Here is a 19,860-nt window from a genome sequence, read left to right on the forward strand (position 1 = left end):
CAGCGGTTATTGCTTCACCAGCGAGCAGGTCGAATCGGCCAGGGGCTGGAACGCTTCGGCCGCCGGGATGGTGGCCACCAGCTTGGAATAGTCCCAGCCGCCCTTGGACTCCGCGGGCTTCTTCACTTCATACAGGTACATGTCGTGGATCACGCGGCCATCAGGGCGGATCGACGCATTGCGCATGATCGGGTCCTTGATAGGCAGTTCGCGCATCTTGTCCGCCACCACCTTGCCGTCGGTGCTGCCGGCGGCTGCCGCCGCGCGCAGGTAGTGCAGCACGCTGGAATACACGCCGGCCTGCGTCATCGTGGGCTTCAGGCCGCGGAAGGCCTTCTCGAAGCGCGACGACCATTGGCGCGACGCATCGTCGTAATCCCAGTAGAAGCCGTCCACATACGACAGGCCTTGGGCGCTTTCCAGCCCCAGCGCACGCAGGTCCGACAGGAAGATCAAGAGCGACACCAGACGCTGGCCGCCGGCCACGATGCCGAACTCGCGGGCCTGCTTGACCGCATTGACCGTGTCCTGGCCGCCGTTGGCCAGCGCCACGACCTGCGCTTTCGAGCTTTGCGCCTGCAGCAGATAGGACGCGAAATCGGGCGCGTTCAGGGGATGGCGCACACTGCCCGCCACCGTGCCGCCCAGCGCCTTCACCGCCTTGGCCGTGTCCGCTTCCAGCGAGTGGCCGAAGGCGTAATCCACGGTAATGAAGTACCAGGACTTGCCGCCCGCCCGCACGGTGGCCTTGGCGCCGCCCGCGGACTGCGAATAGGTGTCGAACATCCAGTGGAAACCGACGGGCGAGCATTCCTTGTTGGTCAGCGCCGTCGTGGCCGGGCCGGAGAACATCACGACCTTGTTCTTTTCGCGAGCAATGCCTTGCACGGCCAGCGCCACGGCGGAATTCGTCAGGTCGGCAATCGCCGTCACGCCGTCGCGGTCGAACCATTCACGCGCTTTCGCGGCGCCCACGTCCGCCTTGTTCTGGTTGTCGGCGGACACCAGTTCGATCTTCATGCCCTTGCATTCCGCCGCCAGGCAGTCGTCGATGGCCAACTGCGCCGCCGCCACCGACCCCGCGCCCCCCATGCCGGCATAGGTGCCGGACATGTCAGTCAGAATGCCGATCTTCACCGGCGGCTTATCCGCCGCTTGCGCCTGGCTCACCAACAATGCGCCCAGACACAAGCCTGCGGCCAGCCCGCGTGCGTGCAATTTCATGGATTTGTCTCCTGAGTGTTATGCGCTGATTTTTAGCGTTGTGCGCCGTCTTTGCGGCCTGCGACTCCCAGGGCAATGCCCCGAGGCCTGCCAGCCCAGTGTAGATGTGTGAAAATCAACAAGCAACACCAGAAATGCACATTCCTTGTGCATTCATGCACAATCAGATTTTGAGCCCCGCGCCCCTGGCGCCAGGGGTCTGGGAGCGCCATAACGTGCTTGATTGGGACAGTCTGCGATATTTCCTGGAAGTGGCCCGGACCCAGCGGGTCAGCGCGGCGGCGCGCAAGCTCGGGGTGGAGCACACCACGGTGTCGCGCCGCATCCGGGCGCTGGAAACCGAACTGGACACCCTGCTGTTCGAGAAATCGCGCAGCGCGGGTTTTATGCTGACCGACGACGGCCAGCGCCTGTTCGTCCATGCCGAACAGATGGAAAGCACGGTGCATACCGCCCGCGAGAACCTGTCGGGCATCGGCCAGGCCCTGTCGGGCCACTTGCGCATCGGCGCCACGGAAGGCTTCGGCAGCTACGTGCTGACACCGCTTGCGGCCGACTTCCAGCGCCGCTACCCGCACATCACGCTGGACATCCTGCCGGTGCCGCGCTTTGTCAGCCTGTCCAAGCGCGAGGCCGACCTGGCCATCACCATCGAACGCCCCCAGCGCGGCCCCTACGTCTGCAGCAAGCTGTGCGACTACACCCTGCGGCTGTACGGCACGCCGGGCTACCTGGCGCGCCACCCTCCGATCGCCAGCCGCGCCGACCTGGCCGACCATACCTTCATCGGCTATGTGGACGAACTGCTGTTCAGTGAACGGCTGCGCTATCTTGAGGACCTGCTGCCGGCCAGCAAGGTGGTGCTGCGCAGCACCAGCGTGGTCGCGCAGTACCACGCGGCCTTGCAGGGCCAGTCGCTGGCGATCCTGCCTTGCTTCATCGCCGCGCAGGATCCGCGGCTGAAGCCGGTGCTGGAGAACGAGGTGGAGATCACGCGTTCGTTCTGGATGTACTGCCACGAAGACCTGCGCAAGCTCAAGCGCGTGACGGTGCTGTGGGAATTCATCCGCAAGTCGGTGCTGAAGAACGCCGACCTTTTGGCCGGCAAGCGCGGCACGATGAAATATCTGCCCTGACGGGCGCAGGGTGAGCGGAGGGCCGGCACGGCCCTCCTCCGGGCGTCATGCCTGGCCGGTGTTCTTGGGCGCCTTCACCCGCAGGCGGCGCATGAGCAGGAACACGGTGAGCAGGGCCACGGCGCCATGGATCGCCCACACGCCGACGCCGAAGCTGAGCTTGCCGTTGGAAATCCACGCGCGCGACAGGTTGATCAGGTTCATGTAGAGCAATCCGACCAGGCCCGCGATCAGCAAGTCGCCCGAACGGCCCAGGCGCGGGTTCACCGCCCCCAGCGGAATGGCCAGCAGCGCCAGGTTCAGCGCCGCCAGCGGCAGCGACACGCGCCACATCACCTGCGACCAGCTGCTGTCGGTGTTGTCCGCCATCAGCTGCATCGTGGTGCGGGCCTTGGCCGAGCGTTCGGCGGCGGCCCGGGCTTCGCCGATGGGGTCGCCGCCGGCCTTGCTTTCAAGGCGCAGGCCGTACTTGTCGAAGTGCACCAGCCGGATTTCGGGCGTACCGGGTTTCAGGTCATAGCGATGGCCTTCGCCCAGCACCAGGAAGCGGTCGCCATTAGGTAGCGTTTCGCTGCGCGCGCTGCTTGCGGTGAGCACGCTCAGCCATTCAGGCCCGATTTCGCGCGCAAACACGTTGCCCAGTTCGTCGGAGGGCGTAGCGGGGTCTTCCGAAAAGAACACGCGGTTGCCACCGGAGGATTCCGCGAACTGCCCCGCCGTGACTTTGGACAGGTCTGAGCGCTGCTCGAAGCGTTCGTGGTATTCGCCGATCTGGCGGTACGCCCAGGGCGCGGCCACCAGCGTCAAGCCGGCCACCGCCACGGCGATGGGGATGGCCACCCGCAGCACGGGCCGGAGCCAGTCGGCCAGCGACAGGCCGCTGGCGAACCACACCACCATTTCGGATTCGCGGTAGTTGCGCGTGACCGTCGTCAGCACCGCGATGAACACGGAGACGGCAAGAATGGTCGGCAAGGCGGTGATGGTCGACAGCGCGGCCAACACCAGCACGACGTCGGCTCCGATGTTGCCGCCCGCGGCCTCACCGAGCAGGCGCACGAGAAGCACGCTGAGCCACACGACGAGCAACGTGGAAAAGACAACGCCAGCGTGACTGGTGATCTCGCTGACGACAGAGCGTTTAAATAGAGACATGGGAGAATATGCGGGATAATCGACCGCATCATACACAGACGCACACGGGAAACCCTCATGGAATTTAGCACACAGACCACTGCTTCCCTGCACCAAGTCAAAACCGCCGCCCTGGCTGTCGGCGTCTTCGCGGATGGCGTGCTGAGCCCCGCCGCCGACATCATCGACCGCGCCTCCAACGGCGCCGTGCGCGCGGTGGCCAAGGCCGAGTTCCGCGGCCGCGCCGGCGCCACTCTGACCTTGCGCGCGCTGCCTGGCGTTGCCGCGCAGCGCGTGGTGCTGGTGGGCCTGGGCAAACAGGACGAATTCTCGGCCCGCGCCCATGCGTCGGCCGAACAGGCATTCGCCTCGGTCTGCGTCGCCGCCCAATTGGTTGAAGGCGTGTCCACGCTGGTCGCCAACCCGATCGCGGACGTGCCCGTCATCGCCCGCGCCCGTAGCGCCGCCATCGCGGCCGGCAACGCCACCTACCATTACGACGCCAGCTTCGGCAAACCCGACCGGGACGCGCGCCCCAAGCTGAAGAAGATCGTCCAGATCGTCGAACGCGCCGATGCCGCCCAGGCCCAGAAGGGCTTGCGCGAGGGCGGGGCCATCGCCAACGGCATGGACCTGACCCGCACGCTGGGCAATCTGCCCGGCAACATCTGCACCCCCACCTACCTGGGCGACACCGCCAAGCGCCTGGCCCGCGAGTTCAAGTCGCTGAAGGTGGAAGTGCTGGACAAGAAGCAGGTCGAAGCGTTGGGCATGGGCTCGTTCCTGTCGGTCGCCCGCGGCTCCGCCGAAGCGCTGCGCTTCATCGTGCTGCGCCACAACGGCGCCAAGGCCCCCGCCAAGAAGGGCGCCAAGGCCGCCGCCCAAGGCCCGATCGTGCTGGTCGGCAAGGGCATCACGTTCGATGCGGGCGGCATCTCGCTCAAGCCCGCCGCCACCATGGACGAGATGAAGTACGACATGTGCGGCGCCGCCAGCGTGCTGGGGTCGTTCCGCGCCCTGGCCGAACTGGAGCTGCCGCTGGACGTCGTGGGCCTGATCCCGGCGTGCGAGAACCTGCCCAGCGGCACGGCCAACAAGCCCGGCGACGTCGTCACCAGCATGGCCGGCCTGACCATCGAGATCCTGAACACCGACGCCGAGGGCCGCCTGGTCCTGTGCGACGCCCTGACCTACGCCGAACGCTTCAAGCCGTCCGCCGTCATCGATATCGCCACGCTGACCGGCGCTTGCGTCGTGGCGCTGGGCAACGTCAACAGCGGCCTGTTCTCCAAGGACGACGCCCTGGCCGACGCCCTGGCCGCGGCCGGCCGCCAGTCGCTGGACACCGCATGGCGCATGCCGATGGACGACGCCTACCAGGAACAGCTGAAGTCCAACTTCGCCGACCTGGCCAACATCGGTGGCCCGCCCGCCGGCGCGGTCACCGCGGCCTGCTTCCTGTCGCGCTTCGCCAAGGCCTACCGCTGGGCCCACCTGGACATCGCCGGCACCGCCTGGCGCGGCGGCAAGGACAAGGGCGCCACCGGCCGCCCCGTGCCCCTGCTGATGCAGTACCTGCTGGACCAGGTTTGAAGCGCCTGCAACGGAACCGGGCATGACGCGGATCGACTTCGCCTTCGGCGCGCCCGACCGCCTGCGGATGGCCTGCCAGGTGGTGCGCAAGCGCTTCCTGGCCGGCCAGCGGCTGGTGGTGTACTGTAAAGACGGCTCCCGCCTGGCGGCGTTCGACCGCATGCTGTGGGCGTTCGACGACACGTCGTTCGTGCCGCATGTGCTGGCCAATGACCCGCTGGCGTCCGAGACGCCGGTGGTGCTGACGGCGGGCGATCCGCAGCAGGCCGCGCAGGCGGCCCAGCCGGCGGATGGCGCCGACGCCGCCCCGCTATGGCTGCTGAATCTGGACAACGAGTGCCCGCCAGGCTTCGACACGTTCGAGCGCGTGCTTGAAATCGTGTCGGACGACCCCGACGACAAGCAGGCCGCGCGCCAGCGCTGGCGCGTCTACCAGAATGCCGGCCATACGCCGGTCAGCCACGACCTTACCCGCCAGCCGTCCGGCGACTGACCGCCCTACCTGCCCCGGCGGGCCCGCCGCCCGCCTATCGATTTTCGGAAAGCTCCATGCCTACTCGCCCCAACGATCCCGGCATCCCCACCCTGACGCAGCGGGCCGAGCCCACGCTCTACCGGCCCGCCGACGAGGAAGATGCCCCCTTGCTGACGGAACGCGCCGATGACGACGGCGACGACTCTGCATTCGCCGACGACGCGTTCCCGCTGCTGACCGAGGTCGCCCACGAGCAGGAAGCGGAAGCCGACGCCGAGGCCCAAGCCGAGGCGGCCCACGCCACCCTGCCCGACGCCACCGTCCTGACCGCCCGCCTGCAGGCCGAGGTCGAGCAGTTGATGCGCCAGGCCCTGGCCGAGGCCGTCGCGCTGATTCAAACCCGCATGGATGCCGAATTACCGGGTATCGTTGCCCGTGTGCTTAAAGATGTCCGGCCGGGTTGAACCGGCCGGCGGCGGGTGTCCGGCAACCGGTCTAAATCTTCCAAAAACTGGATTCTTCAGGGAACTGTAAGGTATCCTTCCCCTCTAAGCCTTCTAGGCAATCACTATTTTTGCCGTACACAGGAGTTCTCCATGAACGAATATCGTCCGTCCCCTTTTAACCGTTCCGGCTCGGTCGCCGGCGCGCCGGGCGAGGTCGCTCGCAACCAGGTCCTGCGCAACACCTATTGGCTCTTGGCGCTGTCGCTGATCCCCACGGTCCTGGGCGCCGCTGTCGGCCTCTACACCGGCATCAACCGCGTCATGGGCGCCAGCCCCGGCCTGTCCGCCATCGTGTTCCTGGTGGGCGCGTTCGGCCTGATGTTCGCCATCGAGAAGAACAAGAACAACTCAATGGGCGTGGTGCTGCTGCTGGCCTTCACGTTCTTCATGGGCGTCATGCTGTCGCGCCTGCTCGGCTTCGTCATGGGCTTCAGCAACGGCTCGACGCTGGTCATGACGGCCTTCGGCGGCACGGCGATCGTGTTCGCCACGATGGCCACGCTGGCCACGACCATCAAGCGCGACCTGTCCGGGATGCAGAAATTCCTGTTCATCGGCGCCGTGGTGATCCTGGTGGCAGCCCTGGCCAACATCTTCCTGCAGATGCCCGCGCTGATGCTGACCATCTCGGTCATGGCCATCCTGGTCTTCTCGGCTTTCATGCTGGTTGACCTGCAACGCGTCGTGAACGGCGGCGAGACCAACTACGTGTCCGCCACGCTGGCCATCTACCTGGACGTCTACAACGTCTTCTCGAACCTGCTGATGCTGCTGGGCATCTTCGGCGGCAACCGCGAGTAAGCACCGGTCGAAAGACCCCTGCAAAAGGCCTGCATTCGCGTGTAGGCCTTTTTTCTTTGGAGCGCCCATATGCCCGATCGCCGCCGCTTCCTCCAGACTACCGCCTGCGCCGCGCTGCTGGGATCCGCCGGCGCCGCGCGCGCGCTCAGCGTCAAGCCCGCCATGCTGAGCCGAAGCATTCCGTCGTCGAAAGAACAGATTCCCGTCATCGGACTGGGCACGGCCGACACCTTCAACGCGTCGCCCGGCGACGCCGCGGCCATGGAACCCTTGGCCCAGGTGCTGGACATCTTCACCCGGGAAGGCGGTTATCTTATCGACACCGCACCCAGCTACGGCCAGGCCGAAGCAGTCGTTGGGACGCTGCTGGCCCGCCAGGGCGGAAGGGGCGACGCTTTCTTCCTGGCGACCAAGATCGGCGCACAGGGCCGCGAATCCGCCATGGATCAAATCCGGCAGTCGCAGAAACGCCTGGGCCGCGACAAGCTGGATCTGATCCAGATCCACAATCTGATCGACACCCGCAACCAGCTGGCGCTGCTGCGCGAACTGAAGCAGCAAGGCGTCACCCGCTACATCGGCATCACGCACTACACCGACTACGCGCACGACGAGCTGACCGAACTGGTCGAACGCGAAAAGCCCGACTTCCTTCAGATCAATCTGTCCGTCGGCGCCCGCAACGCCGAAAAGCGCCTGCTGCCCGCCTGCCAGGCCAACGGCGTGGCCGTACTGATCAACCGCCCGTTCCAGGACGGGGCCCTGTTCCGCCAGGTCAAGGGCCGCGCCCTGCCCGGTCTGGCCGCCGAGATCGGCTGCACGTCGTGGGCGCAACTCTTCCTGAAATTCATCATCGGCCATCCAGCCGTCACCGCCGTCATCCCCGCCACGTCCAAACCCGCCAACATGGCCGACAACGTGCTGGCCGGGTTCGGGCGGCAGCCGGATGCCGCCCTGCGCGAACGCATCGCCGCCTTGCTGGCATAGCCCGTCATGGCCGCGGCCGCCCCCTCCTCCCTGTGCACACGCGCGGCGCGGGCGCTGGGCATCCACGACGAGGAAGTCGCGCCTGCCGCCTGCGGCTTCGCCTTTTTCTTCTTCCTGTTCTGCGGCTATTTCATGCTGCGCCCGATACGCGAAACGCTGGGCATTCAGGCGGGCGTGAACCAACTGCAGTGGCTGTTCACCGCCACCTTCGTCGCGACGCTTGCCGTGGTGCCGCTGTTCGGCTGGCTGTCCGCGCGCGTGGCGCGCGCCACCTTGCTGACCTGGGTCTACAGCCTCTTCGCGCTGACCATGGCGGGATTCGCCGCGCTGCTCCACCTGCGGCCTGAAAGCGTGTGGGCGGCGCGTGCCTTCTATGTGTGGCTATCGGTGTTCAACCTGTTCGTGGTCTCCCTCGCCTGGAGCCTGATGGCCGACGTGTTCCGCATGGAATCGGCCAAGCGCCTGTTCGCACTGATTGCCGCCGGCGCCAGCGCAGGCGGACTCTGCGGCCCACTGCTGGGCGCCTTGCTGGCGGGCGCCCTGGGTCCGGCGGGATTGCTCCTGCTGTCGGCCCTGCTGCTGACGGCCACGCTGCCGCTCAAGCAGTGGCTGCTGCGATGGCGCGCCGCCACGCGCATGGAAGCCGGGCTGGAGGACATGCAGCGCCCCATCGCCGGCACCGTCCTGGCCGGCATCTCGCGCATCTTCCAGTCGCGCTATCTGCTGGGTATTTCGCTGCTGGTCGTCCTGCTGGCCACGCTGAACACCTTCCTGTACATGGAACAGGCGCGGCTGGTGGCCGACACGTTTCCCGACACCGCCCAGCGCATCCGCGTCTTCAGCGCGCTGGACTTCACCGTCCAGACGCTGGCGCTGTTGTCGCAGCTCTTCATCACGGGCCGGGTCGCCGCCCGCCTGGGCCTGCGCTTTTTACTGACGGCGGTGCCGCTGGCCGTGGGGCTGGCCTTCCTGGCGCTGGCCGCGTTCCCCGTCTTCAGCGTGCTGGCCGCCGCGATGATCCTGCGGCGGGCGGGCGAATACGCCCTGATCCGCCCGGGGCGCGAGATGCTGTTCACCGCCGTTCCGCCTGAAGACAAATACAAGACCAAGAGCGTCATCGACACGGTGGTCTACCGCGGCGGCGATGCGGCCAGCGGTTGGGTCAAGGCGGGCGTCGACATGCTGGGCCATGGCGCAGCGCTGATCGCGCTGCTGGGCGCGGTGGTCGCGTTGGCCGCGGCTGCGGTCGGCTACGGCCTGGGCAAGCAGGCCGACGCGCGCAAGCCCGGAAACCATTAGATTTTTCCGAATATCCATCTGATAAAGGCAAACGGATTCTCCAGGCCGCGACCGCACAATGGCGCAGCGCTGATCGCCTCGGGAATCGTCATGAAACGCACTGCCTGCCTTGCCGCCCTGTTGCTTTGCCTTGCCGCGGCCTCCGCGCAAGCCGACTATCCGGCCCGCCCGATCACGCTGATCGTGCCTGCCGCCGCAGGCGGCAACGCAGACATCACCGCGCGCCTGATCGGCCAGGAGATGAGCCGCCAGCTGGGCCAGCCCGTGGTGGTGGAAAACCGCGTCGGCGCAGGCGGCCGCATCGGCACGCAGGCCGTGGTGCGCGCCGCGGCCGACGGCTACACCATCGGCTACGCCCACGTCGGCACGCTGGTGCTGCACCGGTTCCTGTTCAAGCAGCAGCTCTATGACCTGGACCGCGACGTGACGCCGATCGGCCTGGTGGCCGAAACCCCGAACGTCATCGTGGTGAACGCTGCATCGCCCTATCGCGACCTGAAGAGTTTCATCGACGCCAGCCGCGCCCAGCCCGACCGGCTGACCATGACCTCGGCGGATCCCGGCACGACCAGCGAAGTCGGCGTCAAGCTCTTCATCGCCCAGACTGGCGCCGCCGTGCGCCAGATTCCCTACAAGGCGACGGCCGCGCAGTTGTCCGACCTGCTGGGCGGCCATGTCGACGCCATGATGGAGAATCTGCCTCCCTTGATCGGCAACTTGAAGGACGGACGCCTGCGTGCGCTTGCCGTCACGACCAAAGGCCGCGCCGCCTCCAACCCGGACGTGCCCACGGTGGCCGAGCAGGGCTATCCCGACTACGAACAGTCCGCCTGGAGCGCGCTGATCGCGCCCGCCGGCACCCCGCCCGCCGCCGTCGCCCGCCTGAACACCGCGCTGAACCAGGCGCTGCGATCGCCGAACGTCGAGAAGGAACTGCGCAGCCGCTCCCAGGAACCCCTGGGCGGCACGCCGCAGGATGTACAGACCCAGATTCGCAAGGAGCTGCCCAAATGGGAGAGCATCATCAAGGCCGCCACGCTGGATTGAAGCGCGCGCCCGCTCGCACCGGAGCCGCCGCATGGTCCGCGTAAGCCGGGAAGATTTCTCCGTCGCCGCCGCGACGAATGAATCGGCCTATCGCCGCATCACGGTCCCCATGCTACGGATCGAGGCGGGGCCGGGCCCTGCCGTCGCCTTGATCGCCGGCGTGCATGGCGACGAATGGGAGGGCCAGGCGGCCATCCTGGATTTGTGGCACCACCTGCCGGCCATCCTGCAACGCGGCACGGTCTATCTGCTGCCCGCCGTCAACGCAGAGGCGTCGCTGGCCGGTACGCGCCTGTCGCCCGCCGACGGCGGCAACCTGAACCGCGCCTTCCTGGGCGCGCCGGCGCGCGGCTACACCGAAAGCGTGGCGGCCGCGCTCGAAGCCCGGCTGCTGCCCCGCGTGCAGGCCATGGTCGATGTGCACAGCGGCGGCGCGTCCCTGCGCTACCTGCCGTCATCGGTGATCACGCGCTACGGCGACGACGCCTACGACGAGCGTCTGCCCGCCCTGGCGCGTGCCTTCGGCGTGCCCCATTGCGTCTTCTTCCGCGGCAGCGAAACGGGTTCAATGCCCGCTGCGGCCAGCCGTCACGGCGTCCTGCGCCTGAGCGCCGAGATCGGCGGCGGCAGGGAAACCAGCAGCAGCCTGGCCGACCGGTGCCGCGACGGACTGCTGGGTTGCCTGGGTGAACTGGGCCTGTTGTCGGACCTGCCTCTGCCCCGTCACCCGAAAATCCGGCTGTATGACCTGGACGCGCCCGCCGCCACCCTGCGCGCGCGCGGACCCGGCGTCTTCGTGCCGGGCGTCGAACTGGGGCAATCGGTCACGGCAGGCCAGCGCATCGGCCGCCTGATCGAACCCGCCCGTCCCGATACCCCCTTGCGCGACCTGCTCAGCCCCCAAGCCGGCACGGTCGTCTGCCTTCGCGCCATCGCCCGCAGCGACGACGGCGACTGTCTGCTGCAAGTGGCCCCCGCCCTCCCCCTGGACTCCCTTGCATCCAAATACTGACCCATGCTGATGAACCCCAGATTGTCCGGCCTGCGCTGCATCCGCTGCGCAAGCCTGTGGCTGCCCGACGACTATGCCGAAGGCTGCCCGACCTGCCTGGTCGGGGGCCACCCCGCCACGCTGGAATGCGGCTACGACGCCCCTGAGCCCGACAACGCCATGCCCTTGCCCGTGTTGTCGCCCGTCACCCTGGGCGAAGGGGACACGCCTTGCCTGGACGCGGCGGACCTGGCCCGCACCGAAGGCGTCGGCCAACTGTGGCTCAAATGCGAGAGCGCCAACCCCACGGGCAGCCACAAGGACCGCATGGCCGCGCAACTGGTGTCGCGCGCCCGCCTGGCCGGCGCGACCCGCGTGGCGGCGGCCTCCAGCGGCAATGCCGGCGTCTCGCTGGCCGCCTATTGCGCGGCGGCCGGCCTGCAAGCCGACATCGCCATCACCCGCAATTGCCCGCCCCTGCAACGCGAGGCCATGCAGCGCTTCGGCGCCAAGCTCAGCGCCTTCGAAGACAGCCTGGCCCGCTGGCCCTACGTGTCGGACCTGTGCCGCCACCACGGCGCGTTCGCCGGCACCAACTACCTGAATCCCCCCGTCGGCACGCATCCCTACGGCGTCGAAGGCTACAAGCCCATCGCCCAGGAAATCCTGGATGCCTGCGGCACCCCCACCGACATCATCGTGCCGACCGCGCGCGGCGATCTGCTGTGGGGAATTTTCCTGGGCTGGCAGCACCTGCTGCAAAGCGGACGCATCGCACGCCTGCCTCGCCTGCACGCAGTCGAGCCGTATGCCCGCCTGTCGCGGGCCCGGGCGGCAGGCGACGCGCGCGGCCAGTGGGAGGGCGTCACGGACCAATATTCCATCGCGGGCGGCACTTGCACCCTGCAATCGCTGGAAGCCCTGACGCGCTCGGGCGGGACGCCGGTAGAGGTCTCGGATGCCGCCGCGGCCCAGGCGCAGCAGCGGCTTGAACGCCGGGGCCTCAGCACCGAGCTGTCTTCCGCCGCGGCGCTCGCGGCCGTGTCCCGGCTCAGGCGTTCGGGGGTGCTGGATGCGGAATCGTCGGTGGTACTGATCGTGACGTCCGACGGACGCCGAGGCTGATCGTCGCGCGCCCGCGCCCTAGACGCCGAAGCGCTCCACCAGCGGGGCCAGCGCGCCGCGCAGGCAGGTCGCCCAGAACTTGCCGGCTTCCGACAGCGGGCGGCTGCCATGCAGGATCATGTGGCACTCGAAATGCACGGCGGCCGTCAACGGCCGGTAGCACAGCCCCGCGGTCTCCATGCCCACGGCCGTCGCGGGGTTGGCGATGCCGACGCCATGCCCGGCCAGCGCCAACTGGCACACGGTGCTGGAATACGGCGTTTCGATCGCCACCCTCAGATTCTGGCCCGCCTGGCGCAGCAGGGAGTCCAGCCGCTTGCGTGAGCCGTCCTCGGCGTTCAGCGCAATCACGTCCAGATCGGCCAGATGCGGAAAATCCACGCACGCCAGGCGCGCCAACGCATGCCCCGCCGGAAAGACGGCCACCGCCCGCAAGCTGGCCAGCCGGTGGCCGCGCAGGCCTTCCAGTTCGGATTCATCGGCCACGACGGCCAGGTCCAGTTCGCCCGACACCACCATGTCGCGCAGAGTGTTCGAGTCGCGGATCTGCAGATACAGGGGCGTGTCCGGATAACGCGTGCGGAACCGCGAGATCGCGTCGCTGACGACGGCGCCGCTGTAGGCGTGGATGCAGCCGATGCGCAGGCGCGGCTGCGCCGCGCCGCGGATCGCGCGGATCTTGCGGCCCAGGCTTTCCAGGCCGACATTCAAGCGGCGGATTTCCTCGTACAGCAGCGTGGCCTCGGGCGTGCGCTGCATGCGCTGGCGCACGCGCTCGAACAAGCGCAGCTCGATGCTGGCTTCCAGCGCGGCCAAGGTGGCGCTGACCGTCGCGGGCGACACGTCCAGCCGCCGCGCGGCGGCCGTCACGCTTTCCGTCTCGTAGACGGTGCGGAAGGTCTCGACCTGTTTTAGCGTGAAGGTCATAGGCGGCGTGCGGCGCGCTTAGATGCGTTGCAGGTCCATCAGCACGCGCCGGGTGGACAGCGGGCGGCCGGCCAGGATCTCGGCCAGCCGTTCCCGCAAGTCGCGGCGCAGCGCCGGCTCGATTGCAGGGTCTTCGAAATCGGGCGCGTCTTCGTCCACGCCATAGCCCGTTTCGCGCAGCAAGGTCCATTCGAACCGGCGCAGCGCGCCCGCGGCGCGCGTGCCGTTGGACAGTTGCTGCAGCGCCATGTCGTAGGCGTCGAACAGCAAGGGGTGGGCGTCCTCGCGCGGCAGCAGGCGCAAGAGCAGCTCGTTCATGTACCAGGCGGACATCAGGGCGGTGCCCGTCAGCGGACGGATGCCGGCGATCTCGGCACGCGTCAGGGTCTTGACCTCGCCGTTGCCGGTCCAGGACAGCAGCAGGGGCTGAAAGGCCGACAACACGGGACGCAGGACGGAATACGGGCGCTTGGCGCCCTTGGCGACCATGGCCACACAGCCATGATCGCGGGAGAACGTCTGAACAATAAGGGAAGTCTCACGCCACGCGGTGGCGTGCAGCATAAACCCCGGGCGATCCTGGACGCGAGGCGCCCGTCTACTCATAGCCCAAATCGCGGAGCGCACTCTCGCGGTCGGACCAGCCCTTGCGCACCTTGATGTACACCTCAAGGTGAACGGGCTTGTCCAGCAGCTTGGCGATGTCCTGCCGCGCCTCGGAGGCAATACGCTTCATGTGCATGCCGCCCGTGCCCAGCAGGATGGGCTTGTGGCTGTCGCGTTCGACCACCACGCAGGCGTTGATGCTGGCGCCCTTGCTGGTCTCTTCCCACTGCTCGATGACGACGGTGCAGCCGTAGGGCAGCTCGTCGCCCACCAGGCGGAAGATCTTCTCGCGCACCAGTTCGGCGGCGATGAAACGCATCGGGCGGTCGGTCAGCGTGTCTTCTTCGAACATCGCCTCGCCTTCCGGCAGGCGGGTCGCGATCTCTTGCAGCAGCTGGTCCAGCTGCTGGTTCTTGGTGGCGCTGACCGGCACCACGGCGCCGAACGGATGCAGCGCCATGATCTTGGCGACGAAGGCGAACAGGTCGTCGCGGTTCTTCAACGCGTCGATCTTGGACACGACCAGGATCGTGCGCTCGGGGTTGGGTAGAAGCGGCAGCAGCTTGGCGTCGCCTTCAGACCACTTGCCGGCCTCGACCACATGCACCACCACGTCCACGTCGGCCAGCGCCTGCGTCACGACGCGGTTCATCATGCGGTTCATCGCGCCGCCATGGCGCGTCTGGAACCCCGGGGTGTCGACGAACACGAACTGCTCGTGCTCGCGCGTCAGCACGCCATGGATGCGGTGACGCGTGGTCTGCGCCTTGCGCGACACGATGGAGATCTTGGAACCGATCAGGGCGTTCGTCAGCGTGGACTTGCCCACATTGGGACGGCCAACAATGGCAACGAAGCCAGTACGAAAAGGGGTATCGCTCATTTAGTCTCTTGAGCCACTGCCACGGGCAGCGACAATTGCGCGGTTTTGCGCGCCTTGCCCGACTTGCGGGCAGCCTTGGTCGCCGGGCTGATGGCCAACGCGGCCTCCAACGCCAGCTTGGCCGCCGATTGCTCGGCGGCGCGGCGGCTGGCGCCGGGCGCCGTAACCTTGATCTCGAGCGCCGGGATGGCGCACTCGACTTCGAACTGCTGGCTGTGGGCCGCGCCATGCGTAGCCACCACCGTATACAACGGCAGCGCCAGCTTGCGGCCTTGCAGGAATTCCTGCAGCAAGGTCTTGGCGTCCTTGCCCAGCGTTTTGGGGTCGACCGAGGCCAGTACCGGCTGGTACTGGCGCACGATCACGCGACGCGCGGCATCAAAGCCCGCGTCCAGGAAGACGGCGCCGAACAGCGCCTCGACCGTATCCGCAAGGATGGACGGCCGGCGGAATCCGCCGCTCTTCAGTTCACCTTCGCCCAGGCGCAGGTACTGCGACAGTTCCAGGCGCTGGGCGATATCCGCCAGCGACGCCTGCTTGACCAGATTGGCCCGCAGGCGCGACAGGTCGCCTTCGTCGATTTTGGAATAGCGCTCGAACAGCATGGCCGCAACGACGAAGTTCAGCACGGAATCCCCAAGGAATTCCAATCGCTCGTTGTGGCGCGCACCATGACTGCGATGCGTCAGTGCCTGTTCCAGCAAGCCTGCATCACTGAAGTGGTGATCCAGGCGGTTTTCTAGCGTGGCTAGCGACATAATCAGTTGAACCGGCCGATGCGGCTGAGATCGCTGAAATTCATCCAGATGAAGAACGCGCGTCCGACGATATTGGATTCAGGTACGAAGCCCCAGTACCGGCTGTCCGCGCTGTTGTCCCGATTATCGCCCATGGCGAAATAACTGCCTTCAGGTACTTTGCAGCGTACCCCATTGCGGCTGTATTGGCAGTTTTCCCGGTTGGGAAATTGCCACATCGGCGAATAATCTTGCGGCTTGTTCTCATCCAGCAGGATCTTGTGCTCAACGTCGCCCAACTTCTCTTTATATTGTGCGATATAGGAGACACGATCCGGCTCGAAGTAGTCGCCGTCGCGCACATGCGGCACCAATTCGCCGTTTATGTACAGTTTTTTGTCCAGGTAGGCGATTTCATCGCCCGGCAGGCCGACCACGCGCTTGATGTAGTCCACGTCCGGATCCACCGGATACCGGAACACGAACACGTCGCCGCGCTGGGGCTTGCCGATATCCACCACCTTCTTGTCGATCACGGGCAGGCGCAAGCCGTAGCTGAACTTGTTCACGAGGATCAGGTCGCCGGATTGCAGCGTGGGCAGCATCGAACCCGACGGGATCCGGAACGGCTCCACCACGAACGAACGCAGCATGAAGACGAACAGGATGACGGGAAAGAAGCTGACGGCGTATTCGATCCACCATGGCACGCGCCGCGCGGCGTCGCCGGCTTCGCGGCGCAGGCGCTCGGCTTCCTGGGCGTCTCCGACCAGGGCCGCGTCGTACTGCGCCATTGCCGCTTGCGCGCGGGCTTCGCGACCACGTCGCAGCACCGCAAGATCAAGCACCCAGATAATGCCGGTCAGGACCAGCAGAACAAACAGGATCAGGGCAAAGTTCCAACTCATCAGCTAACCGCCTTCTTTTGGTTCTACTTGTCTTCCACTTGCAGGATGGCCAGGAACGCCTCCTGCGGAATTTCCACGCTACCCACCTGCTTCATGCGCTTCTTGCCGGCCTTCTGCTTTTCCAGCAGCTTCTTCTTGCGCGAGATATCGCCGCCATAGCACTTGGCCAGCACGTTCTTGCGCAACGCCTTCACGTTTTCACGCGCAATGATTTCGGCGCCGATGGCCGCCTGGATGACCACGTCGAACATCTGGCGCGGGATCAGGCCGCGCATGCGGGTCACGACGTCGCGGGCGCGATGGCGCGCATTGCTGCGGTGGACGATCACGGCCAGCGCATCCACGCGGTCGTTGTTGATCAGCAAGTCCACGCGCACCACGTCGGCCGAGCGGTACTCCAGGAATTCGTAGTCCATCGAGGCATAGCCGCGCGACACCGACTTCAGCTTGTCGAAGAAGTCCAGCACGATCTCAGCCAGCGGAATCTCGTACACCAGGTGGACCTGGCGGCCGTGATAGCTCATATTGACCTGCGAGCCGCGCTTGTTGTTGCACAGCGTCATGACCGGACCGACGTAGTCCTGCGGCATGAACAGCGTGACCTTCACGATGGGCTCGCGGATGTCCTGGATCTTGCCCACTTCCGGCATGCGGGACGGGCTTTCCACAGTGATCACCGAGCCGTCGCGCTGCTCGACTTCATACACCACCGACGGCGCGGTGGTGATGATGTCCATGTCAAATTCACGCTCCAGGCGCTCCTGCACGATTTCCATGTGCAAGAGGCCCAGGAAGCCGCAGCGGAAGCCGAAGCCCAGCGCCTGCGAGACTTCCGGCTCGAACATCAGCGCGGCGTCGTTCAGCTTCAGCTTGTCGAGCGAATCGCGCAGCTGGTCGTATTCCGAGCTTTCCACCGGGTACAGGCCGGCGAACACCTGCGGCTTGACTTCCTTGAAGCCGGGCAGCGCGCTGGTGGCGGGCTTGTTGGCCAGCGTGACCGTATCGCCCACCTTGGCGTCTTCCAGCTGCTTGATGCCGGCGATGATGAAGCCCACTTCGCCTGCCGACAGATGCGGACGCTGCTGCGACTTCGGCGTGAACACGCCGGTCTGCTCGCACAAGTGGGTGGCGCCGGAGGCCATCAACAGGATCTTGTCCTTGGGCTTGAGCACGCCGTTGATGATGCGCACCAGCATGACCACGCCCACGTAGTTGTCGAACCACGAGTCGATGACCAGCGCTTGCAGCGGCGCGGCGGGATCGCCCTTGGGCGCCGGCACGCGGGCCACGATGGTTTCCAGGATCTCGTCGATGCCCATGCCCGTCTTGGCGCTGGCCAGCACCGCTTCCGAGGCGTCGATGCCGATCACGTCTTCGACTTCCTGGCGCGCGCCTTCGGGATCGGCCTGCGGCAGATCCATCTTGTTCAGGACCGGCACCACTTCCACGCCCAGCTCGATGGCGGTGTAGCAGTTGGCGACCGTCTGGGCTTCCACGCCCTGCGACGCGTCCACCACCAGCAGCGCGCCTTCGCACGCCGACAGCGAACGGCTGACTTCATATGAGAAGTCCACGTGCCCCGGGGTGTCGATCAGGTTCAGGTTGTAGGTCTTGCCGTCGTTCGCCTTGTAATGCAGGGCGGCGGTCTGAGCCTTGATGGTGATGCCGCGCTCGCGTTCGATTTCCATGGAATCGAGCACCTGCGCCGACATTTCGCGATCCGCCAATCCGCCGCAGCGCTGGATCAGGCGATCGGCCAGAGTCGATTTACCGTGATCGATGTGGGCAATGATGGAGAAGTTGCGAATATGCTGCATGCTTGAAATTATAAGGGACGGAACACTCGGCACAAGGCCGGAAGACACCGCCGCCGGAGTACGCACGGCTGACGTGAAGGGCGCTGGCGGGCCGCTGGTAGGCAATACCCGGGCAAAAACGAGGGGGCGCCAAGCGCCCCCTCTTGCGGCAACCAGCCATTTTAGCTGGTCTTGGGGTTTTTTTTCTGCCGCCGGACCGCACCGGGGCAAAAAGCAGCGCGCTTCAGCCTTTACTTCGAGGCCGGAACCGCCACCCATTGCGTCTGATCGCCGCGGCGCACCAGCAAACCTGCGGCGCGGGACTTGTCCAGCTTGCCCACGAGCGTGGCGAATTGCTTCGCGCCGGTGACGTCAGTGTCGTTCAGGGCCAACACAATATCGCCTTCCTGCAGGCCGGCCTTGGCGGCCGCGCCTTCGGCGACCTTCACCTGGACGCCGCCCTTGATGCGCAGCTTCTTCTGCACGTCGGCGGGCACATCCACCACGCCCAGGCCCAGCGCGTTCGTGACTTCGGGCGCCGGCGCCGGCTTCTTGCCTGCCGCCGCGGCCTTCTCGGTCGGAATCTCGCCGACCTTGACCGACAGCGTCATGCTCTTGCCCTTGCGCCACACTTCCATGTTGGCGCGCGTGCCCGGCTTGGTTTCGCCCACGATGCGCGGCAGGTCAGACCAGCGTTTGATCGGTTCGTTGTTGAACTTCAGGATCACGTCGCCCGGCTGCACACCCGCTTCTTCGGCAGGACCTTCGGCTTCCACGCTGCTGACCAGCGCGCCTTCAGCCTTGGGCAGGCCGATGGCTTCGGCCACATCCTTGCCCACTTCGCCGATCTGCACGCCGACCCGGCCGCGCGTCACCTTACCCGTGGCGCGCAACTGGTCGACCACCCGCATCGCTTCGTCGATCGGGATGGCCAGCGAAATGCCCATGAAACCGCCACTGCGCGAAATGATCTGGGAATTGATGCCCACGACCTCGCCGTCCAGGTTGATCAGCGGGCCGCCCGAGTTGCCGGGGTTCACGGCCACGTCGGTCTGGATGAACGGCAGGTATTCGCCGGTATCGCGGCCGATCGCGCTGACGATGCCGGAGGTCACGGTGGAATCCAGGCCGAACGGCGAACCGATGGCCAGCACCCACTGCCCTTTCTTCAGCTTCTTGGGGTCGCCGATGACCAGCGGGATCATGTCCTTGGCTTCGATCTTGATCAGCGCCACGTCGGTGCGTTCGTCCGTGCCGATGACCTTGGCCTTGAACTCGCGGCCGTCGGTGAGCGTGACGTAGATGTCCGTCGCGTCGACCACCACGTGGTTGTTGGTCAGGATGAAGCCGTCATCCGATATGAAGAAACCCGACCCCACGCCACGCGGCACGGTCCGTTCCTCTGGCTGCGAAGGCTGCGGACGCTGACGCGGCGTCGGGGACTGACCGCCGGGGCCCGGAGGCTGGAAGTCGGGGCCGAAGAACCAACGGAACAATTCATAGGGATCGCCGCCGCCACCAGGGCCAGGGCCACGCACCGGCACGGTTGCCGTGGTGCGGATATTCACGACCGCGGGGTCGGCCTTTTCAACAATGCCCGTAAAGTCGGGCAACGCCACCGTGGGCGTCTGCGCCACCGAAGCGGGGACATACGCGGCGGACATCGCCACGCTTGCCGCCACAAC

At 66.4% G+C, this 19,860-nt stretch carries 19 protein-coding genes; 10 read left to right on the forward strand and 9 right to left on the reverse strand.

All coding sequences use genetic code 11. The features are described 5' to 3' along the window. Nucleotides 1–6 precede the first annotated feature (6 nt). Nucleotides 7–1,224, reverse strand: coding sequence for an ABC transporter substrate-binding protein (locus A9973_RS00110; protein WP_183011767.1), 1,218 nt, complete (start codon nt 1,222–1,224; stop codon nt 7–9). Nucleotides 1,225–1,439: 215 nt separating this feature from the next. On the opposite strand from A9973_RS00110, the gene A9973_RS00115 reads away from it, so the two are divergent. Beyond that, a complete protein-coding gene (locus A9973_RS00115) occupies nt 1,440–2,360 on the forward strand; it encodes a LysR family transcriptional regulator (RefSeq protein ID WP_105555080.1) in 921 nt (306 codons plus the stop codon). Nucleotides 2,361–2,405: 45 nt separating this feature from the next. Here the strand turns inward: A9973_RS00115 and lptF are convergent, their stop codons facing one another. Beyond that, the gene (lptF, locus tag A9973_RS00120; RefSeq protein ID WP_183011768.1) at nt 2,406–3,515 is read right to left on the reverse strand and encodes an LPS export ABC transporter permease LptF; all 1,110 of its coding nucleotides are present in this window, start codon (nt 3,513–3,515) and stop codon (nt 2,406–2,408) included. A gap of 57 nt (nt 3,516–3,572) precedes the next feature. On the opposite strand from lptF, the gene A9973_RS00125 reads away from it, so the two are divergent. From A9973_RS00125 to A9973_RS00165, 9 genes are all read left to right on the forward strand, one after another. Then, nucleotides 3,573–5,087 (forward strand): leucyl aminopeptidase, encoded by a 1,515-nt coding sequence (locus A9973_RS00125; RefSeq protein ID WP_183011769.1) that lies wholly within the window; start codon nt 3,573–3,575, stop codon nt 5,085–5,087. A gap of 22 nt (nt 5,088–5,109) precedes the next feature. Next, complete coding sequence (locus A9973_RS00130; protein WP_183011770.1) at nt 5,110–5,580, forward strand: DNA polymerase III subunit chi; 471 nt, start codon at nt 5,110–5,112, stop codon at nt 5,578–5,580. A 56-nt stretch (nt 5,581–5,636) separates the two neighbouring features. Continuing rightward, nucleotides 5,637–6,026, forward strand: a complete 390-nt coding sequence (locus A9973_RS00135; protein WP_183011771.1) for a hypothetical protein — start codon at nt 5,637–5,639, stop codon at nt 6,024–6,026. 132 nt (nt 6,027–6,158) lie between these two features. After that, nucleotides 6,159–6,869: a Bax inhibitor-1/YccA family protein gene (locus A9973_RS00140; RefSeq protein ID WP_183011772.1), complete on the forward strand. Its 711-nt coding sequence runs from the start codon at nt 6,159–6,161 to the stop codon at nt 6,867–6,869. 69 nt (nt 6,870–6,938) lie between these two features. After that, a complete protein-coding gene (locus A9973_RS00145) occupies nt 6,939–7,856 on the forward strand; it encodes an aldo/keto reductase (protein ID WP_183011773.1) in 918 nt (305 codons plus the stop codon). A gap of 6 nt (nt 7,857–7,862) precedes the next feature. Continuing rightward, nucleotides 7,863–9,155: an NTP/NDP exchange transporter gene (locus A9973_RS00150; protein ID WP_183011774.1), complete on the forward strand. Its 1,293-nt coding sequence runs from the start codon at nt 7,863–7,865 to the stop codon at nt 9,153–9,155. A gap of 90 nt (nt 9,156–9,245) precedes the next feature. Next, nucleotides 9,246–10,202, forward strand: coding sequence for a tripartite tricarboxylate transporter substrate binding protein (locus A9973_RS00155; protein ID WP_183011775.1), 957 nt, complete (start codon nt 9,246–9,248; stop codon nt 10,200–10,202). A gap of 31 nt (nt 10,203–10,233) precedes the next feature. Beyond that, nucleotides 10,234–11,214: a succinylglutamate desuccinylase/aspartoacylase family protein gene (locus A9973_RS00160; protein ID WP_183011776.1), complete on the forward strand. Its 981-nt coding sequence runs from the start codon at nt 10,234–10,236 to the stop codon at nt 11,212–11,214. A 3-nt stretch (nt 11,215–11,217) separates the two neighbouring features. Further along, complete coding sequence (locus A9973_RS00165) at nt 11,218–12,318, forward strand: pyridoxal-phosphate dependent enzyme (protein WP_183011777.1); 1,101 nt, start codon at nt 11,218–11,220, stop codon at nt 12,316–12,318. Nucleotides 12,319–12,336: 18 nt separating this feature from the next. On the opposite strand, the gene A9973_RS00170 is transcribed toward A9973_RS00165, so the two are convergent. From A9973_RS00170 to A9973_RS00200, 7 genes are all read right to left on the reverse strand, one after another. Further along, nucleotides 12,337–13,245 (reverse strand): LysR substrate-binding domain-containing protein, encoded by a 909-nt coding sequence (locus A9973_RS00170; protein WP_183011778.1) that lies wholly within the window; start codon nt 13,243–13,245, stop codon nt 12,337–12,339. 18 nt (nt 13,246–13,263) lie between these two features. Then, nucleotides 13,264–13,851, reverse strand: coding sequence for a DNA repair protein RecO (recO, locus tag A9973_RS00175; RefSeq protein WP_183011779.1), 588 nt, complete (start codon nt 13,849–13,851; stop codon nt 13,264–13,266). Next, complete coding sequence (gene era, locus A9973_RS00180) at nt 13,844–14,734, reverse strand: GTPase Era (RefSeq protein ID WP_183011780.1); 891 nt, start codon at nt 14,732–14,734, stop codon at nt 13,844–13,846. The genes recO and era overlap by 8 nt, the downstream gene beginning before the upstream one ends. Beyond that, nucleotides 14,731–15,492, reverse strand: a complete 762-nt coding sequence (gene rnc, locus A9973_RS00185; RefSeq protein WP_183011781.1) for a ribonuclease III — start codon at nt 15,490–15,492, stop codon at nt 14,731–14,733. The genes era and rnc overlap by 4 nt, the downstream gene beginning before the upstream one ends. Nucleotides 15,493–15,494: 2 nt before the next feature. Then, on the reverse strand, nt 15,495–16,379 hold the full coding sequence (gene lepB, locus A9973_RS00190) for a signal peptidase I (protein WP_183011782.1): 885 nt from the start codon (nt 16,377–16,379) through the stop codon (nt 15,495–15,497). 23 nt (nt 16,380–16,402) lie between these two features. Continuing rightward, a complete protein-coding gene (gene lepA, locus A9973_RS00195; protein ID WP_183011783.1) occupies nt 16,403–18,196 on the reverse strand; it encodes a translation elongation factor 4 in 1,794 nt (597 codons plus the stop codon). A 230-nt stretch (nt 18,197–18,426) separates the two neighbouring features. Then, a complete protein-coding gene (locus A9973_RS00200) occupies nt 18,427–19,839 on the reverse strand; it encodes a DegQ family serine endoprotease (protein ID WP_370539417.1) in 1,413 nt (470 codons plus the stop codon). Nucleotides 19,840–19,860: the final 21 nt, after the last annotated feature.

The sequence above is a fragment of the Achromobacter sp. UMC46 genome (assembly GCF_014170335.1).
In the GTDB taxonomy this organism is placed as follows: Bacteria; Pseudomonadota; Gammaproteobacteria; order Burkholderiales; family Burkholderiaceae_B; genus Achromobacter.